Source organism: Chryseobacterium sp. KLBC 52, from assembly GCF_003347605.1.
Taxonomy (GTDB): domain Bacteria; phylum Bacteroidota; class Bacteroidia; order Flavobacteriales; family Weeksellaceae; genus Chryseobacterium.
Genome location: NZ_QDFZ01000007.1, coordinates 184,993 through 201,636 on the forward strand (window position 1 = coordinate 184,993; position 16,644 = coordinate 201,636).

The window sequence follows — 16,644 nt, forward strand, 5'->3', positions numbered from 1 at the left end:
ACCGTTTATAAGTTTAATTCTAAAAAATTGAGAGGACTTTCACTTTTAACACTATTAGTCTACAAATTTAGTAGGATAATATTTATATTTGTTTAAAATTTTAATGCATGAGATTAAAGCCGGTACAAAAAATAAAGATGATCAGTTCAGAAACCTTTATCAATAACCACATGAAGCCAGGAGTTCCGATTATTATGGAAGACTTTGTGCATCCGGAAAGTCCAGCTTTCAAAAAGTGGAATTATGAGTATTTCAAAGAAATTGCAGGAGATCATAAGGTGAATATCTATGGCAGTGAGCTTGATTCTCTGGACAGAGTAGCCAGTGATCCTATTGCGCAGACTACATTTTCAGAATATCTTGACCTGATTCAATCCGCTCCTACTGAACACAGACTCTTCTTATTTAATTTATTAAAAATAAAACCTGAGCTTAAGAACGACATTATCTACAATGATGTAACGAATAGTAAAATACTGAAATGGCTTCCCTTTATGTTTTTTGGAGGAGAAGGTTCTGTCACCAGAAATCATATTGATATTGACATGTCACACGTCTTCATCACCCAATTCCAGGGAATCAAGAGAATCTGGCTCTTCCCCTGGGAGCAGTCTGATTTTATGTATAAACTCCCCTACAATTTCCACAGTCTGGCTCAAATTAAAAATCCCGATTACAGAAAATATCCGGCGCTACTTTATTTAAATGGGTATGAAGCTATTATCCATCCCGGAGAAACCCTTTATATTCCTTCCGGCTGGTGGCATTATATTCAATATGATACAGAAGGATATTCCATATCGGTAAGGGCACTTCCCTCAAGTCCGCTTGAAAAATGGCGCGGATTTAAAAACCTGGTCATTACAAGACATTTTGATAATCTTATGCGAAAAGTATTCAAAGAAAAATGGTTTGAATACAAAGTGAAAACGGCCAGAAAAAGAGGAGCCAGAGCAGCAAGAAAACAAAGAAGCTTTCAAATCTGAAAGCTTCTTTGGTGATATTATGATTGATTTTGGTAAAAGTAATCATTCATACTTTACCGTTTGTCATTTTTAATGTTTGATAAATTTGATATTCTTTTCATCAATCGTAATGAAATAAGCTCCGGGAACCAATTCTGCAATTCCAATCGCTTTACCTGGCTGATATGTTCCTCTTCCAACCAGCTTTCCGTCTATGGCATGAATGGTAAAATCTACCGCTTTGTTAATACCTTTCAGATTAATTTCATTTTTGGCAGGGTTCGGATACAAACCAAAACCTTCTTTCTCAACAGAAGAAACACTTAACGTATTATCCTGAATCACCGTAGAATTTTTCTCAAGAATCTGATATTCATAATTAAACTGAACACTTGCTATCGGGAATGTTACCGACTGTAAAAAGCTTTGGTTATTGGATGTATTATTAAGGACAAAGTAAGCTGTCTGACCTGCAGTTCCGGTTACTTTAATCGGTAAAGGCATTTCAAAAAAGCTTACGTTAGCACTGCTTTGCGTCTGAGAAACTTTGAATAAAGCCTGATTTCCGCCCTGCATCCACTTGATGGTATACGTAGGATATCCTTCGCCATAAACCCAGTCATTGAAAAATTCTGTAAAGTCTGTTCCCGTAGACTGAAGCAAAGAAGCATTAAAATCAGCAGTACGCGCGTAGCTGTAGGCAAGGTTCGGTCTTGCATGATAATCTTTAAGTGCCTGATAAAATGCAGCGTCACCTAAAATCCACTTCAGCATTCTCAAAACATATCCTCCTTTAGCATAAGACAATCTGCTGTCAAATATTCTGTTGATGCTGGAAAGTCCGGAATCCGGTACATACACCGTTCCTGTTGTACTTGCGGTAATGTAGCTGGACTGACCTTGTAGGTAATTCAAAAATTCTGTATTGGTCATCAATAGTTTTTCATTGGCAAGATGTTCTCCAAAAGTTGCAAAACCTTCATTCAGCCAGATATCATTCCAGGCGCCACAGGTTACTTTATCTCCAAACCACTGGTGAGTAAGCTCATGGGCAATCAGCTGCTTGCTCCATCCACCCATGGAAGACATCGTCTGATGCTCCATTCCTCCGCCATACATAAATTCCATGTGTCCGTATTTTTCATTACGGAAAGGATAAGTTCCAAAATAGGTTTCAAAAGTATCCATTACCTGCTTTGTCCAATTAATATTCGCAATGCTCGTTGCATTTGAATTTGTGGACGGATAGATATAGTTCACAAAAGGAAACGGAGGATTACCAATGGTGTCTGTAAGTTTAACAAAATTGGTAATCGACAGTGCGATCAGATAGGCCGGCGTAGGATACATTGTTCTCCAGAACGTCAGTTTGGTACTTCCTGTAGGAAAAGTTTCAGACATCAGTTTTCCATTAGCGGCTACACTGTAATTGGATGGTGTCGTAATTTTAAAATCAAATCTTTCAATTTTATCATTTAAGCTCTGCTTGGTAGGAAACCAGTCCTGGGCCCCATAAGGTTCATTCAAAGTAGAAAGTACCGGAGTTCCGCTTTGAAGAGCAGTTTTGAAAGCATCATTACTTGTAGATGGTGCGCCTGCATAATAAATAGTAAGGGAGTCTAGTGTATTGGCAGGAATGGAAGCCGGAAAATCAATTTTCAATTCTTTTGAAGGAAGCTGCTGAAAACTTGTAATGTTGGTTCCATGATATTTCACCTGAGAAACCGTTAAAGAATTGGAAAGATCAAAATAAATACTTCCCATATTCTGGTTAGGCTTAAAATGAGAAGTCACTGATCCGGAGATATTATATACCGCAGGATCCAGGCTCACATCCATTCTTTGATACTGTAGATCGTAATTTAATGTATTGGGATTCGTATTCCCAATATTCATTTTCTGAGTAAAGGATTTTTTCTCTTTTTCGATCAATCCTTTCATATCGGTATTTTGCTCATACTTCTGGCCATAAAATGGTTGAAATAATACAAATCCCAACACCAACAGGTACAATTTTGTCATGTTTAGAAAAATTTAATCAAATATAAAAAAAACCTTTTAATCAATGATTAAAAGGCTGTTATAATATATAAAATAAAATTTTTTTAAAGATCTAATGCGGGTTCAAGAATTTTCTCCATTCTTTTCTTCACCATATCTACCGATCCGGAATAGTTATTCACCATTAAAGAAAAAACCAATGTTTTCCCTGAGTTCGTTTTCAGATAACCGGCTAATGTTTTCACTTTATTCAGAGTTCCTGTTTTCGCAAAAACCTGTCCGTTTCCTCCAATATTGAACATTCTTTTTAAAGTTCCGGATTGTCCTCCGATCGGTAAAGAAGTCAGATAAGATCTGTAGTACTTTTGATCCATCAGAGAAGTAAGAAACTTCACCTGAGAAATTGGAGTTACATTATTGCTTCTTGAAAGTCCGCTTCCATCTATATAGTTAAGACCAATCATATCAAAACCGGCATCTTTCAGGTGGTTTGTCACTACAATTCTTCCGGATTCTGAAGTCTGGTCACCCATTTTCTGATATCCTACCGTTCTCAGCAAAGCTTCTGCCAATGAATTGTCACTGTGCTGATTGGTATAATAAATAATATCATTTAAAGTTGGGGATTTATACGCTGAAAGCAGTTTTCTGTTTTCCGGTGCTGCATCTGTCATTTTCGGAGTTACTTTTCCGGTAACAGGAATTCCGCTTTTTACCAATGTTGTTCTGAAAGAATTGGCAAGATAAGCAGGAGCATCAGGAAGTTTGGTTGTTAAAGCTCCGTTTCCTTCATATTTATCAGCATATACCATCTGATGATTGTAAGGAGAAACGTAGAAGAATTTCTTTTCTGTAGAGAAACCTCCTTTTTTAACAATCAATTTTTCGTTGGCAGGGTTGATATCGCGGGTACTTCCTGCCGGTAAATAATAATTATTGTTTTCCAACCATACAACATTTTCCGGAAGCACTGAAATATTGCCTTTGAAAAGCGCTGTCTGAATGATAATATCACCATTTACCTTTTTAATTCCCTCTCTTGAAATACCGCCTACGAAATCTGAAATTATATCTCTATATGATGCTGCACCAGCTTTGTTGGTTCCCAAAGAAGGGTCACCGCTTCCTATCACATAAAGATTTCCATTCAATACTCCATTTTCATCTATCGTTCCTGAGTACTCCAACTGAGTCATCCAACGGTAGTTTTCACCCAGCATATTTAATGCCGTTTCCGTTGTAAGCAACTTGGTGGTAGAAGCAGGTACTAAAGGAGTATTTTCGTTGTACGAAGAGATGACCTTCTTCGTTTTCGGATCATACACTACGAATCCCCAGGTTGCATTTTTCAGCACGGGATCCGCCATCATTGTGTTTACATTAATGTCTACCAGTTCTTTTGCTGACAAAACAGTTTTCTCCACCATCGTACTAACGGGTGATGGCAGGTTTAAGCTGCTTTTCTGATTGTCATAATTCTGAGAATAAAGAACGGTAGAAACGGTAGATTGAGCCAGGAAAAGACCAGAAGCCAACACCGCCGCACTTGAAATATATTTTCTGAAATTTACCATCTATCTTCTTTTTGTTCTGTAGTTTGACTCTATAAAAAATGAAAGGTTAAATCATTCAGTAAAAGAGCCAAACACTTAATCAACGTCCAAAAGTAGAAATTATTGTCATATAACGGACCACCGACCCGTTATAAAAGAGTGTAAAGTTTGTTAAAAATTGTTAAAAATCAACAAAAACATCTTTTTTAATGCTTTGATATGCAGTGATTTCATCAAATTCTTTCAAACTTATCAAAACCATGTTTTTGAATTTCTCATAGTTTTTCCCACGCGGAAGCTTCAGCATAATCTGGAACTGATAGAAGTTATTCAGTTTTGCAATCTGTGCTCTTTCCGGACCTAAAACACATTCTTCAGGAAGATATTTTCTGAGGATAGAACCCAGAAACTGTGATGCCCGGTCAGCTTTATCCTCTCTTCTGTGTTTCAATTCAATCATAATGAGCTTGGTGAAAGGCGGATAATGAAATTTCTGTCTCTCTGTAAGGATATATTTATAGATCTTCGCAGGATTATTCATCTTGATCAGCTGAAATACGGAATGGTCAGGATTAAAAGTCTGAATAAGGATTCTCCCTTTTCCGGAAACCCTTCCAGCCCGTCCCGAAACCTGTGTGATCAGTTGATACGCTCTTTCTTCCGCTCTGAAATCCTGTACATATAATAAGGAATCCGCTTTAGGAATCGTCACCAGTTCGATATGATCAAAATCAAGTCCTTTGGAAATCATCTGTGTTCCTACGATGATATCTGTTTCTCCATCTTCAATCTTCTCGTACAATTTTTCGTAGGCGAATTTTTTACGCATGGAGTCTACATCCATTCTGTCTACTTCATTTTCCGGAAATAGTTTGGTAACTTCCTCATGAATCTGCTCTACACCTACTCCTCTTTCGTTCAGCTTTTCAGAATTACATTTAGGGCAGGTTTTCGGTTTTGAAGCTCTTTGCCCGCAATAGTGGCATTTCATTTCATTGGCGGCTTTGTGATAGGTCATTACCACATCACAATTGGAGCAGTAGTTCACATAGCCACAGCTTTCACATTCTATAACATTGGAATAACCACGCCGGTTATGGAGTACAATTGCCTGATTTTTTTCACCCACCGTTTTCTTAATCTCTTCGATAAGCTTCAGAGAAAAGTTCCCTGAAACCTTTTTAGATTCCTGAGCTTCCTTGAAATTGATCAGTTCATATTCCGGCAGATTGACATTCCCGAATCTTTCATTCAGGAAAACGTATTTCATTTTATCTTTCCGGGCACTGTAGTAACTTTCAACAGAAGGAGTGGCGGATCCCAGAATAACTCCTGCTTTATACAGCCTGCCTAAAACCAGAGAAGCGTCTTTAGCATTAAAATAAGGGGAAACTTCTCTTGGTCTGTACGCAGAATCGTGTTCCTCATCAACAACAATTAGCCCCAGATTCTGGTGAGGTAAAAACAAAGCATTACGGGTTCCGATCAGAATGCGGATATCGTTCTGCTTAATTCTTCTCCAGACTTCTACCCTTTCAAAATCCGTCAGCTTCTGATGATAAAAACCGAGCTGTCTGCCATATTTTTTTTCTAATCTTTGAGTAATCTGTTTCGTAAGAGAAATTTCAGGAAGCAAAAAGAGAACATTCTTCCCGTCACGGGTGCATTCATCAATTTTCTCTAAATAAATATGAGTTTTTCCTGATGAAGTAACGCCATGAAGCAGAACATTCTTCCCTTCTTCAAAAGCTTCATCAATTTCAAATTTTGCTGTTTTCTGCTGTTCGGAAAGTTCTTCAAGTTCTTCAATTTCTCCTTCATAGCTTTCAATTCTGTCTTTCTGCATCAAGTATTCCTCTACAAGACCTTTGTCTGCCAAAGGTTTAAAGTGGGAACTTCCGAAATAACCGTCTTCAAACAGTTCAGATTTTTTAATGGGAACGTCCGGATTTTCCGTCTGTTTTTCCAGAATAAGAAGGAAAAGATCTTTCTGTTTCTGTGCTCTGTTTAATTTTAAAAGAATTTCGGTAAGATTCTGATTGGCCAAAACCTCATCATTAATTCTTACATACGCTACTTCTTTAGCTTTATATTTTTCAGCAATTTTCTCATCGATTTCAATATACTGAAGATCAATAAGCGAATTGATGGTTTTGATGATATCTTTTTTAGGAATAAATGCTTCAATATCCGTCAGATTGATCAGCTGTCGTACTTCCAATGCCTGAACCAGATACATTTCGTTAACATCCAGATTTTCAAAATCTATGACGGCACCAGATTTTAATTTTAAATAGGTTTCACTTTCCAGTTTTAAAGAAGAAGGAAACGAAAACCTGTAAATTTCTCCGAGGCTGCACAAATAGTATTCTGAAAGCCAGTTCCAGAAATCAATCTGCTCCTGAGGAAGAATCGGCTGATCATCCAGCATGCTGATGACTTCCTTGGCTACAAAGTTTTCCGGTGCATTATCATGAAGCTCAAATACGATTCCCGTATAGATTTTTTTTCCACCAAAAGGTACCAGAACACGCATTCCTGGTTGGATTTCAGACATCATTTCCTCAGGAACTTTATAGGTGAAAGATCCTTTCAGGTTTAGGGGTAAAACAATTTGAGCGTATTGCAAGGGAAATATTTAAAGTGTAAAATTAGAATTTTCCTGAGAGAACTGCAACTTTGTGGAGATTCTTTCGTATTCCTTTAACAGACCCTGAAACCCTGCTCAGAAAAAATTCAATAGGAACGGACTTCAGTCCGTTTGATAAAAAATTAAAATTTCAATCGGCTTTAGCCAAAACATGGATTAAACGCAATGCTCGCAAAGATATGACGAATCCTTTTTAATTCGTTCGCTAAGGCGTTCCACTCAGCAAGGATACCAGGAGCTTGAAGGATAATCAGCTAATCTTTAAAGTTCAATAGAAACGGATTTTAGTCCGTTTAATTAATAATCAAAATCTCAATCGGCTTTAGCCAAAACATGGATTAAACGCAATGCTCGCAAAGATAAGATGAGTCATTGTAATTCGTGCGCAATGGCGTTCCACTCAGCAAAGGTATACTTACAAAATAACAAAGAATGCACATAAAGCGTTGCTAAAAAACCGGCCTTATTAATAAACAATGGCTTATCATTAAAAAAGAAGTTCCGTAATCTCATACCAGAATGCAGAGGTAAAAAATCCTACAATAATGCTGACTCCTATGATCAGGTTGGTCAGTTTTGTATTGAGCCGGAACTGTTCTGCGATGATACTTGAAGTAACCAATGTTGGCATTGCTGCTTCAAATACTGTAATTTTAGCTACATCTCCTTTTATTCCGAATAACAGAGCCATTCCCAGAACAATTGCCGGTGCCAGAATCAGTTTATAAAGCATCGACATAGACATCTGTGGAATCAGTTTTTTCCATCCATTGAATTTCAGCTGTAATCCAACGGAAAACAAAGCTAACGGGCTTACGGTTGCTGCCAGCTTATCAAAAAACGGTTCTGCAATGGTAAAGTCAATAAACCTGGACAATACCAAAGCGGAGATACAACCAACCAAGGGAGGAAACGTGACAAGTCTTTTTAAAATAAACATAGCACTTACTTTTCCTGATTTACTTCCTCCTTTCACTGCGGCAATAATTCCGAGTGTAGAAAGGGCAAAGAACATTGTTTGGTCACAAATAATAGCAATACTCAGGAGCCCTTCCCCATAAAAGGCACTGATTAAGGGAAATCCGATGAATGAAGTATTACTGTATCCGCTTGCCAGTTCCAAAGTACTTCTGGACCGCCTTGAATATCCTCTGCTCTTACTGTAAAACATCATAAAGAAGAAGCAGAACACGGAAATTAAAAATGTGGCTGCAATCGGGAACAGCATCTCTGTTGTCCATTTTACTTTAGGCAGGTATTTAAACGAAACTGCCGGAAGAGCAAGATAAAGAATCCAGGTATTGATACCTTTATGGGCATCGGGGTGGATAGATTTTGTTGCTTTGAATATCATTCCTGCAATGATACACACTGCAATCAGAACAAAATTTACCATAACTGTAATAAAATATGAGGCAAATTTACGGCTGATTTTTGAGTTGGAAGGGTAAAATTTATATTTTTTTCGGTAGAATTTCTAATGAAACTTTTCAGTATTAAACCTTATAGGTTTTGAAAACCTATAAGGTTTGGAGACCTACCTGCCGGAAATTTATAACGACTGACTTTTTAAGAGTTTTTTCAAAAATAGATTTTACTCCTTTATCACATCCCAAAGACTCATTACTTCAATTTTTCCCAAAGGTTTTGAAAGGGTAATTCTTTTTGAAATTCCTGGTAAGAGATCAAAGAAATTATCACTGAAATGGGTATCTCCCATCAGATAAACATCTTTGGCTAAAATATCTGTTGAGATTTCAATTTCAGTAGATGAAATTTTTCTGATTTTAATTTCCGGGTTTGAAAGTTTTACATCTTTAGGTTTATTAAAAAAGAACAGTTTCTCAAATGTTGTATCTTTTTCAGCACTGATTTTTAAAACAGTTTCAGACAAATCAAACTGAGCGAGTTCTGCTTTACTGATACTACGTATTTTCTTACTTACATCTGCATTGATAACCTCTGACTGATTGGCTTTCCAAAGTATTTTTCCTTTAAAATCAACGAGTTCAAACTTGATATCTGTATTCAATTCCTTCATAAGATCACTGATCAGATAAACATCATAGCTTTTATCTGTCTCAGCTACTGATACCAACACAGGTTCAAAGCTTCTTTTCGCCTGATAATGGAAGGCTTTCCAATTTCCGAGATAATCAATCGAAGACCACGAAACTACCGGCCAGCAATCGTTGAGCTGCCAATATAAAGTTCCCATATTATAAGGTTTTGCACGACGGTGAGCTTCAATGGCAATCTGCATTCCTCTTGCCTGTAACAGCTGTGAAACATAATTGTATTGTATAAAATCTGTCGGAATTTTATAATCACGCTTCAGGTATTCATTAATGATATCCCAGCCGCGGGCGTGTTTTTCGTGAGCTTTGATGATTGGATTCTGAAGGCTTAAATCCGGCGTTCCGGAGAACATTGATTTTGTCGTTTCAAGACTAGGTGTACCCTGGAAGCCATACTCAGACATGAATCGTCCTACTTTTTCGTTATAAATTTCAAAGGGCTGCTCGCCCCACCAAACGCCCCAGTAATGAGAATCTCCTTCGGTAAGACTTTTTTTATGTCCCCAACCGATGGAGGGAGAACTTGGCCAATATATATTTTTCTCAGACTTCAGGTTTTCTGCCAAAGCATTGGGAATTACCTCATGGAAAAGCTTTTTATAGTCTTTCCAAACCTGAAGAGAGTCATTTTTTGAATATTTGAACTGTTTCTGATAGCCCCAGTTGACAATCGCTTCATCAATTTCATTATTTCCACACCACAAAGCAATGGACGGATGATTCTGAAGTCTGTTTACCTGATCTTTTACTTCTTCTTTTACATTGTTTAAAAATGCCTCATCTGCCGGATAAAAACTACCTGCAAACATAAAGTCCTGCCAAACCAGGATTCCATTTTCATCACAGGCTTTGTAAAATTCATCGTCTTCATAAATACCTCCGCCCCAGATACGGATCATATTCATATTGGCGTCTTTGGTATCTTTGATCAGCTTCCGGTATTTTTCTTTGGTCATTCTTGGTGAAAAACTATCGCCCGGAATCCAGTTCGTTCCTTTGATGTACAATGGCTGTCCGTTCACTTTAAAATAGAATGATTTTCCCTTTTCGTCTTTTTCCTGAATCAATTCAACGGTCCTTAAGCCTATCCTGATATTCTTACCATCAATATTTTTCTGATTTTTTGACAATTTTACTTCAAAATCATAGAGATTGGCTTCCCCACGCCCGTTGGGCTGCCAAAGCTTCATCCCACTTGTTTCATAAGGAACCGATATTGTGTTGTTACCTTTTTTTAAAGAAATTTTTTGATGGTTTTTATTAAGATCTAAAATGTAATCTCCGGCATTCTGAGCATAAATTTCTACATCAAAGTGTAAATCATTCACCCCTTTATCAGATCTGTTCTGAATATCTTTAACGGTAATAATTTTAGCATTATTCCAGAATTCCAGCTGAACATCTTTCCATATTCCAGCAGTAACCAGTCTTGGTCCCCAATCCCATCCAAACTGATATTGTGCTTTTCTCACAAAACTTCTTGGTGATTCCGGTAGGGTGAAGGGAACTTTTTTGGCTAATTCCTTTCCTGTATTCACTGCAGATCTGAACTTGATCTGAACTGTATTTTTTCCTGCTTTCAGATATGGCTTCACGGGAATATTCCATTGACGGAACATATTGTCTGTTTTCTTTAACAGTTTTCCGTTAAGATAAATTTCTGAGAATGTATCCAGTCCATTAAAAACAAGATCAATATTGTCATTCTTTAATTCCTGGGTGGAGACTGTAAAAGTTGTCTGATAATCCCAGTCTTCATTTTCAATCCACTGTACTTTCTTTTCATTTTCATCCTGATAAGGATCGGGAATCACCTTGTTATTCATTAAGTCCAGATGAATGGTTCCCGGAACTTTCGCAGGAAGCCAGTTTGGATCTTTTGAGTTTTTGAACTGCCAGTGTTCAGAAGACAGGTCTCTTTGTGAAAATTGTGCAGAAAGCATGTTCTGTGTGAAAAGGAAAGCAAAAAGGATCGTTCTATTCATCAATAATTTTGTTTACAATTCTATGGATTCCATATTTAATAAGTTCATTATTAAAATTAATAAGCAATCCCAATTTTATATTAGTCTGTTTCAGATAAGTCAATACCTGTGAGTGATAAATAGGATGTAACTCCAATACAGATTTCACTTCTACAATAACTTTATCTTCTACAATCAAATCAATTCTGTATGCATTTTCTATGTATACTTCTTTATACTTTAGAGGTAAAGATAGTTGTTGTTTAAAATTTAATCCCAACATCTTTAATTCATAAGCTAAAGCAGTTTCATATGCATTTTCTAAAAGACCAACTCCTAGGTTCTTATGCACTTCTATAGCTGCTCCTATTATTTGATAGGATAATTCGTTTTCTGTCATTCATTTGTGTGTTTTTTATTTTTATTGTGTAGTTTTTAAACGCAAAGTTTCAAATTTGGCTCTATAATATTTTAAGGAAGCGAAGATGGAATCGATCTTCAATCGATTGGGATGAAGCTAACTTCTTTTATTATTAAGCTTTATCAGCGGCTTTGCCGCAATCCTTTGCTCACTCAAAATATAACACATTTTATCTTTTAAACTTTGCGTTTAAATTAACAATCATAATCTAATTAATTATTTACTCTTCAATGCAACCACTTCATCAGCATTAGCAAAAGCTCCACCATCAGTAATGGCAGAAGAATGGAAGTATCCGGCATGGGTAACTGCTCTTATCTCTTCAATATTGGATGAACGAAGACCTCCTCCAACAAGGATTTCTATTCTTCCATCAGAAAGTTCCACCAGTTTTTTGAGATTTTCTTTTCCTTCTGATACATTAGATTTCTGGCCGGAAGTAAGGATGGTTGTAAAACCACATTCGATTACTTTTTCCAGAGAATCTTCCAGACTTACAGCACGATCAAAAGCACGGTGGAAGGTACATGGAAGCGGTTTTGCCAATTCAACCAAAGCTTTATTCTGTTCTATATTAACCTCATCATTTTCATCCAGGATACCGAATACGAAACCATCTGCATGTAGGGATTTTAATTGAATCAAATCATTTTTCATCTGCTCAAATTCCGAATCGGAATAGGTAAAATCTCCACCTCTGGGGCGGATCATCACAAAAATCGGGATTGTAATTTTTTCACGAAGCTTCTTCATCGTTTCGAAATCCGGAGTGGTTCCGCCTTCGCTGAGTCCATCACATAATTCTATTCTGTCTGCTCCATTTTCAAAAGCAATGACTGCTGACTCAGGATTAAAACAAGCTATTTCTATTTTTGACATTGTATTATCTATTTAATTTGATTTGGGTTCGTCCTCCAGCACATCTGCAATCAGAAAGGAACCGTTTTGTTTTATTACTTTTATCACAGAAGGATATTGCGCTTTAAAGCTATCATCTCTCAATACGACCTTGAAAATATATTCATCTTTTGATGAGGATTTTAAATCACAGCTTTCTACTTCAATCTTGTTCCAATCCTGGGCTGAAATAAGAAATCCTGTTCCGATTCCTGCTTTGCCGGTATCAAATTTAGATTTCCATTTATCCTGAAATTCTTTGTCCGTAAGGCTTCCATCAACATCCAGATCAACATTCATGGCATCAGTTTTATAATCAAAATAATCTTTTGTAGTGATATTCTGCATATTTTTTTCTTCACTTCCGATATCGGCCTTAAAATAATCTACAATGCTTTTCTTCAGCCATTTTTGAGCTTCTTCAGCTTCATTGGACTCATTGTGTAAAACTACTTTTTCTTCTGTCTGTACTGGTTTTACATCTGTTTTAATCTCCTTCTTTTCTTCCTTACAAGCAATAATGAGAAATAAGGAAGCAATAATCGTTCTTTTCATATTTATTTTATGTTTTGGCTAAAGCCAATAGGTGTCATTGATTTGTTTAAATGGGCTAAAGCCCATTTCTATTGAATTTTTAATTATTTTAAGGCAAATTCCGGTTTTTCCAGGCGGTTTCCTTTCTGATCGTACACCGCAAAGTTGAATCCATCCTGAATACAGTAAGACCCATATTCTCCCTGTTTATTGATGGCAATAAAACCCACCTGAATATCTTTCAGATTTTTGTTTCTTCGCTGATTGATTTTTACAATTCTCTCTACAGCTTCTTTACAGGCTTCCTGTGGATTTCTGCCTTGTCTCATCAATTCAACTACAAGATGTGTTCCTACCGTTCTTATGACTTCTTCACCATGACCTGTTGCCGTAGCCGCTCCCACTTCATTATCTACAAACAACCCTGCACCTATAATTGGGGAATCTCCTACTCTTCCATGCATTTTAAAAGCCATTCCGCTTGTTGTACAGGCACCGGAAAGGTTCCCTTGAGCATCTAAAGCGATCATTCCTATCGTATCATGGTTTTCAATATTAGCAATGGGCTTGTATTGACTTGTCTTTAACCATTCTTTCCATTCTTTTTCTGATTCGGGAGTGAGAAGATTTTCTTTTTTAAAACCTTGTGAAAGGGCAAACTGCAATGCTCCGTCACCTACCAGCATAACGTGAGGTGTTTTTTCCATAACAGCTCTGGCAACGGAAATTGGATTTTTAACATGTTCCAGGCATGCTACAGAACCAATATTATAATTTTCATCCATGATACAGGCATCCAGTGTTATTCTTCCATCGCTATCCGGACGGCCTCCATATCCAACACTTCTTTCTTTTGGATCTAATTCTACGAGACGTACTCCTTTTTCTACGGCATCCAAAGCTCTTCCTCCTTTTCCAAGGATGGTCCATGCTTCTTCATTAGCTTTTAATCCAAAATTCCAGGTAGAGAGTACGATAGGTTTGTTGATGATTTTTTTACTTTCAGGCAGTTCCCCGGCCATTAGCTCTAAAGGGTTAATGGTAAGTGCTGCGGTTGCAATTCCCAGTTTTTTGATAAAACTTCTTCGGTTATTGTTCATTGTAGGTAAGAATTATTTAATACAAAGCAAATATCTTAAAAAAATCCATTGAAAATCTTATGGTTTTCTCACTATTTTTCTTTGCTATTTTTTATTATTTTTATAATGGTTATTTTAATTACTATTTATGTTTAAAACATTTAGAAGAATGGATTGCTTTAAGGAATTATCTGATGAAGAAATTCAGGTCCTTGCAAGCATCAGTACTCCTAAACTTCTTCGGAAAAAAGAAAAACTTTTAGAACCCGGTCAGCCGTTTAATCATTTATTTATATTGACCAGTGGTTTGCTGAGATTTTTTTTCGACGATGAAAACGGAGTTGAAATCAATACTTTTCTACCTTCAGAAAAAGAGGTTGCCTTTCTGGAGAGCCCTGAATCTTATTCCCCTGAAGGCGCAAGAAAGTATACCATACAGGCTGTGATTGATTCTCAGATTATTCTTTTCAATAAAGGTGAATTTGAGCAGATTGCATTTCAGCATAAAGGAATTTACAATTTGTATTTAAAGTCTTTGAAACAGATTATCGGCATTTTATCTGCACGTACAGAGCAGTTCTGCAGGAGCTCGCCGCTTTCCCGTTATGAAGAATTTCTGAACAACCATCCTTTTGTCTGTCAAAATGCAAACAGAAAGTATATTGCTAACTTTCTTGGCATTACCCCAAACTCACTTTCCCGTATTACTGCCCGCGACAATAAAAAAAATAATCAGGGAAAAAAATAACTTAAGAATATTTTTAATTGCTCAGTTCAATATAATTTTGTCCGGTCAAAAACTTGTTCTTCATCAATAAAAAAAACCAAATGAAAAAAAATATAATTATCTTCAAAGCATTCCATCCTATAGAATAGTCTTTACATCTTAACAGGAGTACTATATGATTATCCGGATTTTCATCCGGGTCTTCATCTGTATTTTCTTAAGTCAACATTTTATTATACCCATTTATGCAAAGAATAACCACCATTCTCTGCCTGTTATTAGCATGCAATTTTGTTCAGGCATCTACAGGCAATATTGAAGACAAAATAGCCGACGGAGCTTCCTGGCTAATCCTACTTGTATTGCCTGTTGCCGGAATTTATCTCTTCTGGAAGGTTCATATTTATCCGGAAAAAGTAGCAGAAAAAAAGAAACACCCTCAACTGAACGCCATAAAAAGTATGTGCCTCCTTTCCCTTGTTTTTGGAGGCCTTTTATGGCCGGTTGCCTTAATCTGGGCCAACTATAATTATGGAGACCAGGCGGCTTCTGAAAAAGAAAAAGACCATACGGATTTACCTGAAGAAAAATTTGAATCTATCGAAAATTAAAAAAAATGCTGGAATTACTCATCGCAATATATGCCGGAATATGCTGGCTTCTTATTAAAAAATTAAAACTGATCCCGTGGACTTTTACCACACAGGTTGTTGTTTACTCACTCCCTATTTTCGGGTCCATCGCTCTAATATTAAGCCTGAACTACTTTTGTCCTATTACTTCAGATGTAAAGGTAGTAAACCGAAGTGTGGATATTACTACTCAGGTTTTAGGAAAGGTGAAGAAAGTATATGTAAAGACCAATCAGGAAGTAAAAAAGGGTGATACTTTATTTGTAATTGACCGAGAACCCTATTTACAGGAAATTAAATCACTGGAAGCTAAACTTAGCAGTATGAAAGCCACGGTACATTCCTATGATACAGACATTTCGGCTTCCAGAAAAAATATTTCTGCATTACAATCACAGCTTGATCTTGCCAACAAAAGGGTGGCTCAATATCAGGAGCTTGTGCAGGCAGGAGCAGCCAACAAATTTGATCTTGAACAGGCGATAACCAATGCACGTGATCTGCAATCCCGAATCAGTGCAGCACAGTCACAACAGCAGTCTTTGGAAACAAAATCCAACGCTTCTTATGGTGGAGAAAATTCATCGGTGTCTGAGATTCAGGCCAAGCTGGACCAGGCAAAATGGAATCTTTCCCAAACCGTTGTTCTGGCCCCTACAGATGGGGTGATTCCTAATGTACAGCTGAATGAAGGGGCTATTATGGCGCCTTTCAAATCTGCATTTGTTCTGATTCAGAAACAGCAGTCAGTTATTGGATTTTTTGCTCAGAATGAGCTTGAATCAGTAAAAAAAGGAAATGAAGTAGAGCTTGCTCTTAAAACAGAACCGGGAAAAGTGGTGAAGGCCAAGCTTGAATATGTCATTGATGCTACGAGCCAGGGAATCATGAATAATGCAGGAGGAATGCTGGGCGGAAACGGTTCTACGGCAGGACTTCCCGATACTGCCAGACAATTACCTGAAACCGATGGAAAGCTTATTGCCAAGTTTGTACTGGAAGATAGCCGGAAACAGCTTACAGTGGGAGCAAGAGGAGCAGCGGTGATCTATTCTGATCATGTTAAACCTCTTCATCTTATCCGAAAAGTAATGGTGCGTATCAACAGTAAAATCAATTATTTGATTCCTAAACTTCATTAAC

Annotated in this window: 13 protein-coding genes; 4 read left to right on the top strand and 9 right to left on the bottom strand. The window is 37.1% G+C overall.

All coding sequences use genetic code 11. The features are described 5' to 3' along the window. Positions 1–107 precede the first annotated feature (107 nt). Positions 108–986: a cupin-like domain-containing protein gene (locus tag DDF69_RS09740; protein WP_114820619.1), complete on the top strand. Its 879-nt coding sequence runs from the start codon at positions 108–110 to the stop codon at positions 984–986. 69 nt (positions 987–1,055) lie between these two features. Here the strand turns inward: DDF69_RS09740 and DDF69_RS09745 are convergent, their stop codons facing one another. The 9 genes from DDF69_RS09745 to DDF69_RS09785 form a co-directional block, all read right to left on the bottom strand. Beyond that, positions 1,056–2,987 carry a M1 family aminopeptidase gene (locus DDF69_RS09745; protein ID WP_114820620.1) on the bottom strand — a complete coding sequence of 644 codons (1,932 nt, stop codon included), beginning with the start codon at positions 2,985–2,987 and terminating at the stop codon, positions 1,056–1,058. A gap of 83 nt (positions 2,988–3,070) precedes the next feature. Beyond that, positions 3,071–4,540: a D-alanyl-D-alanine carboxypeptidase/D-alanyl-D-alanine-endopeptidase gene (dacB, locus tag DDF69_RS09750; RefSeq protein ID WP_114820621.1), complete on the bottom strand. Its 1,470-nt coding sequence runs from the start codon at positions 4,538–4,540 to the stop codon at positions 3,071–3,073. A gap of 160 nt (positions 4,541–4,700) precedes the next feature. Further along, positions 4,701–7,148 carry a primosomal protein N' gene (priA, locus tag DDF69_RS09755; RefSeq protein ID WP_114820622.1) on the bottom strand — a complete coding sequence of 816 codons (2,448 nt, stop codon included), beginning with the start codon at positions 7,146–7,148 and terminating at the stop codon, positions 4,701–4,703. A 508-nt stretch (positions 7,149–7,656) separates the two neighbouring features. Then, a complete protein-coding gene (locus tag DDF69_RS09760; protein ID WP_114820623.1) occupies positions 7,657–8,565 on the bottom strand; it encodes an AEC family transporter in 909 nt (302 codons plus the stop codon). A 198-nt stretch (positions 8,566–8,763) separates the two neighbouring features. Then, a complete protein-coding gene (locus DDF69_RS09765) occupies positions 8,764–11,232 on the bottom strand; it encodes a beta-mannosidase (RefSeq protein ID WP_114820624.1) in 2,469 nt (822 codons plus the stop codon). Continuing rightward, positions 11,225–11,611 (bottom strand): GxxExxY protein, encoded by a 387-nt coding sequence (locus tag DDF69_RS09770; RefSeq protein WP_114820625.1) that lies wholly within the window; start codon positions 11,609–11,611, stop codon positions 11,225–11,227. The genes DDF69_RS09765 and DDF69_RS09770 overlap by 8 nt, the downstream gene beginning before the upstream one ends. A gap of 237 nt (positions 11,612–11,848) precedes the next feature. After that, positions 11,849–12,511 (bottom strand): copper homeostasis protein CutC, encoded by a 663-nt coding sequence (locus DDF69_RS09775; protein ID WP_114820626.1) that lies wholly within the window; start codon positions 12,509–12,511, stop codon positions 11,849–11,851. 12 nt (positions 12,512–12,523) lie between these two features. Continuing rightward, positions 12,524–13,084, bottom strand: coding sequence for a hypothetical protein (locus DDF69_RS09780; protein WP_114820627.1), 561 nt, complete (start codon positions 13,082–13,084; stop codon positions 12,524–12,526). 83 nt (positions 13,085–13,167) lie between these two features. After that, a complete protein-coding gene (locus DDF69_RS09785) occupies positions 13,168–14,163 on the bottom strand; it encodes an isoaspartyl peptidase/L-asparaginase family protein (RefSeq protein ID WP_114820628.1) in 996 nt (331 codons plus the stop codon). Positions 14,164–14,290: 127 nt separating this feature from the next. On the opposite strand from DDF69_RS09785, the gene DDF69_RS09790 reads away from it, so the two are divergent. The 3 genes from DDF69_RS09790 (at position 14,291) to DDF69_RS09800 (ending at position 16,643) form a co-directional block, all read left to right on the top strand. Further along, a complete protein-coding gene (locus DDF69_RS09790; protein WP_114820629.1) occupies positions 14,291–14,890 on the top strand; it encodes a Crp/Fnr family transcriptional regulator in 600 nt (199 codons plus the stop codon). A 224-nt stretch (positions 14,891–15,114) separates the two neighbouring features. Further along, positions 15,115–15,480, top strand: coding sequence for a DUF3302 domain-containing protein (locus tag DDF69_RS09795; protein ID WP_114820630.1), 366 nt, complete (start codon positions 15,115–15,117; stop codon positions 15,478–15,480). Between the two features lie 5 nt (positions 15,481–15,485). Continuing rightward, positions 15,486–16,643 carry an HlyD family secretion protein gene (locus DDF69_RS09800; RefSeq protein ID WP_114820631.1) on the top strand — a complete coding sequence of 386 codons (1,158 nt, stop codon included), beginning with the start codon at positions 15,486–15,488 and terminating at the stop codon, positions 16,641–16,643. Position 16,644: the final 1 nt, after the last annotated feature.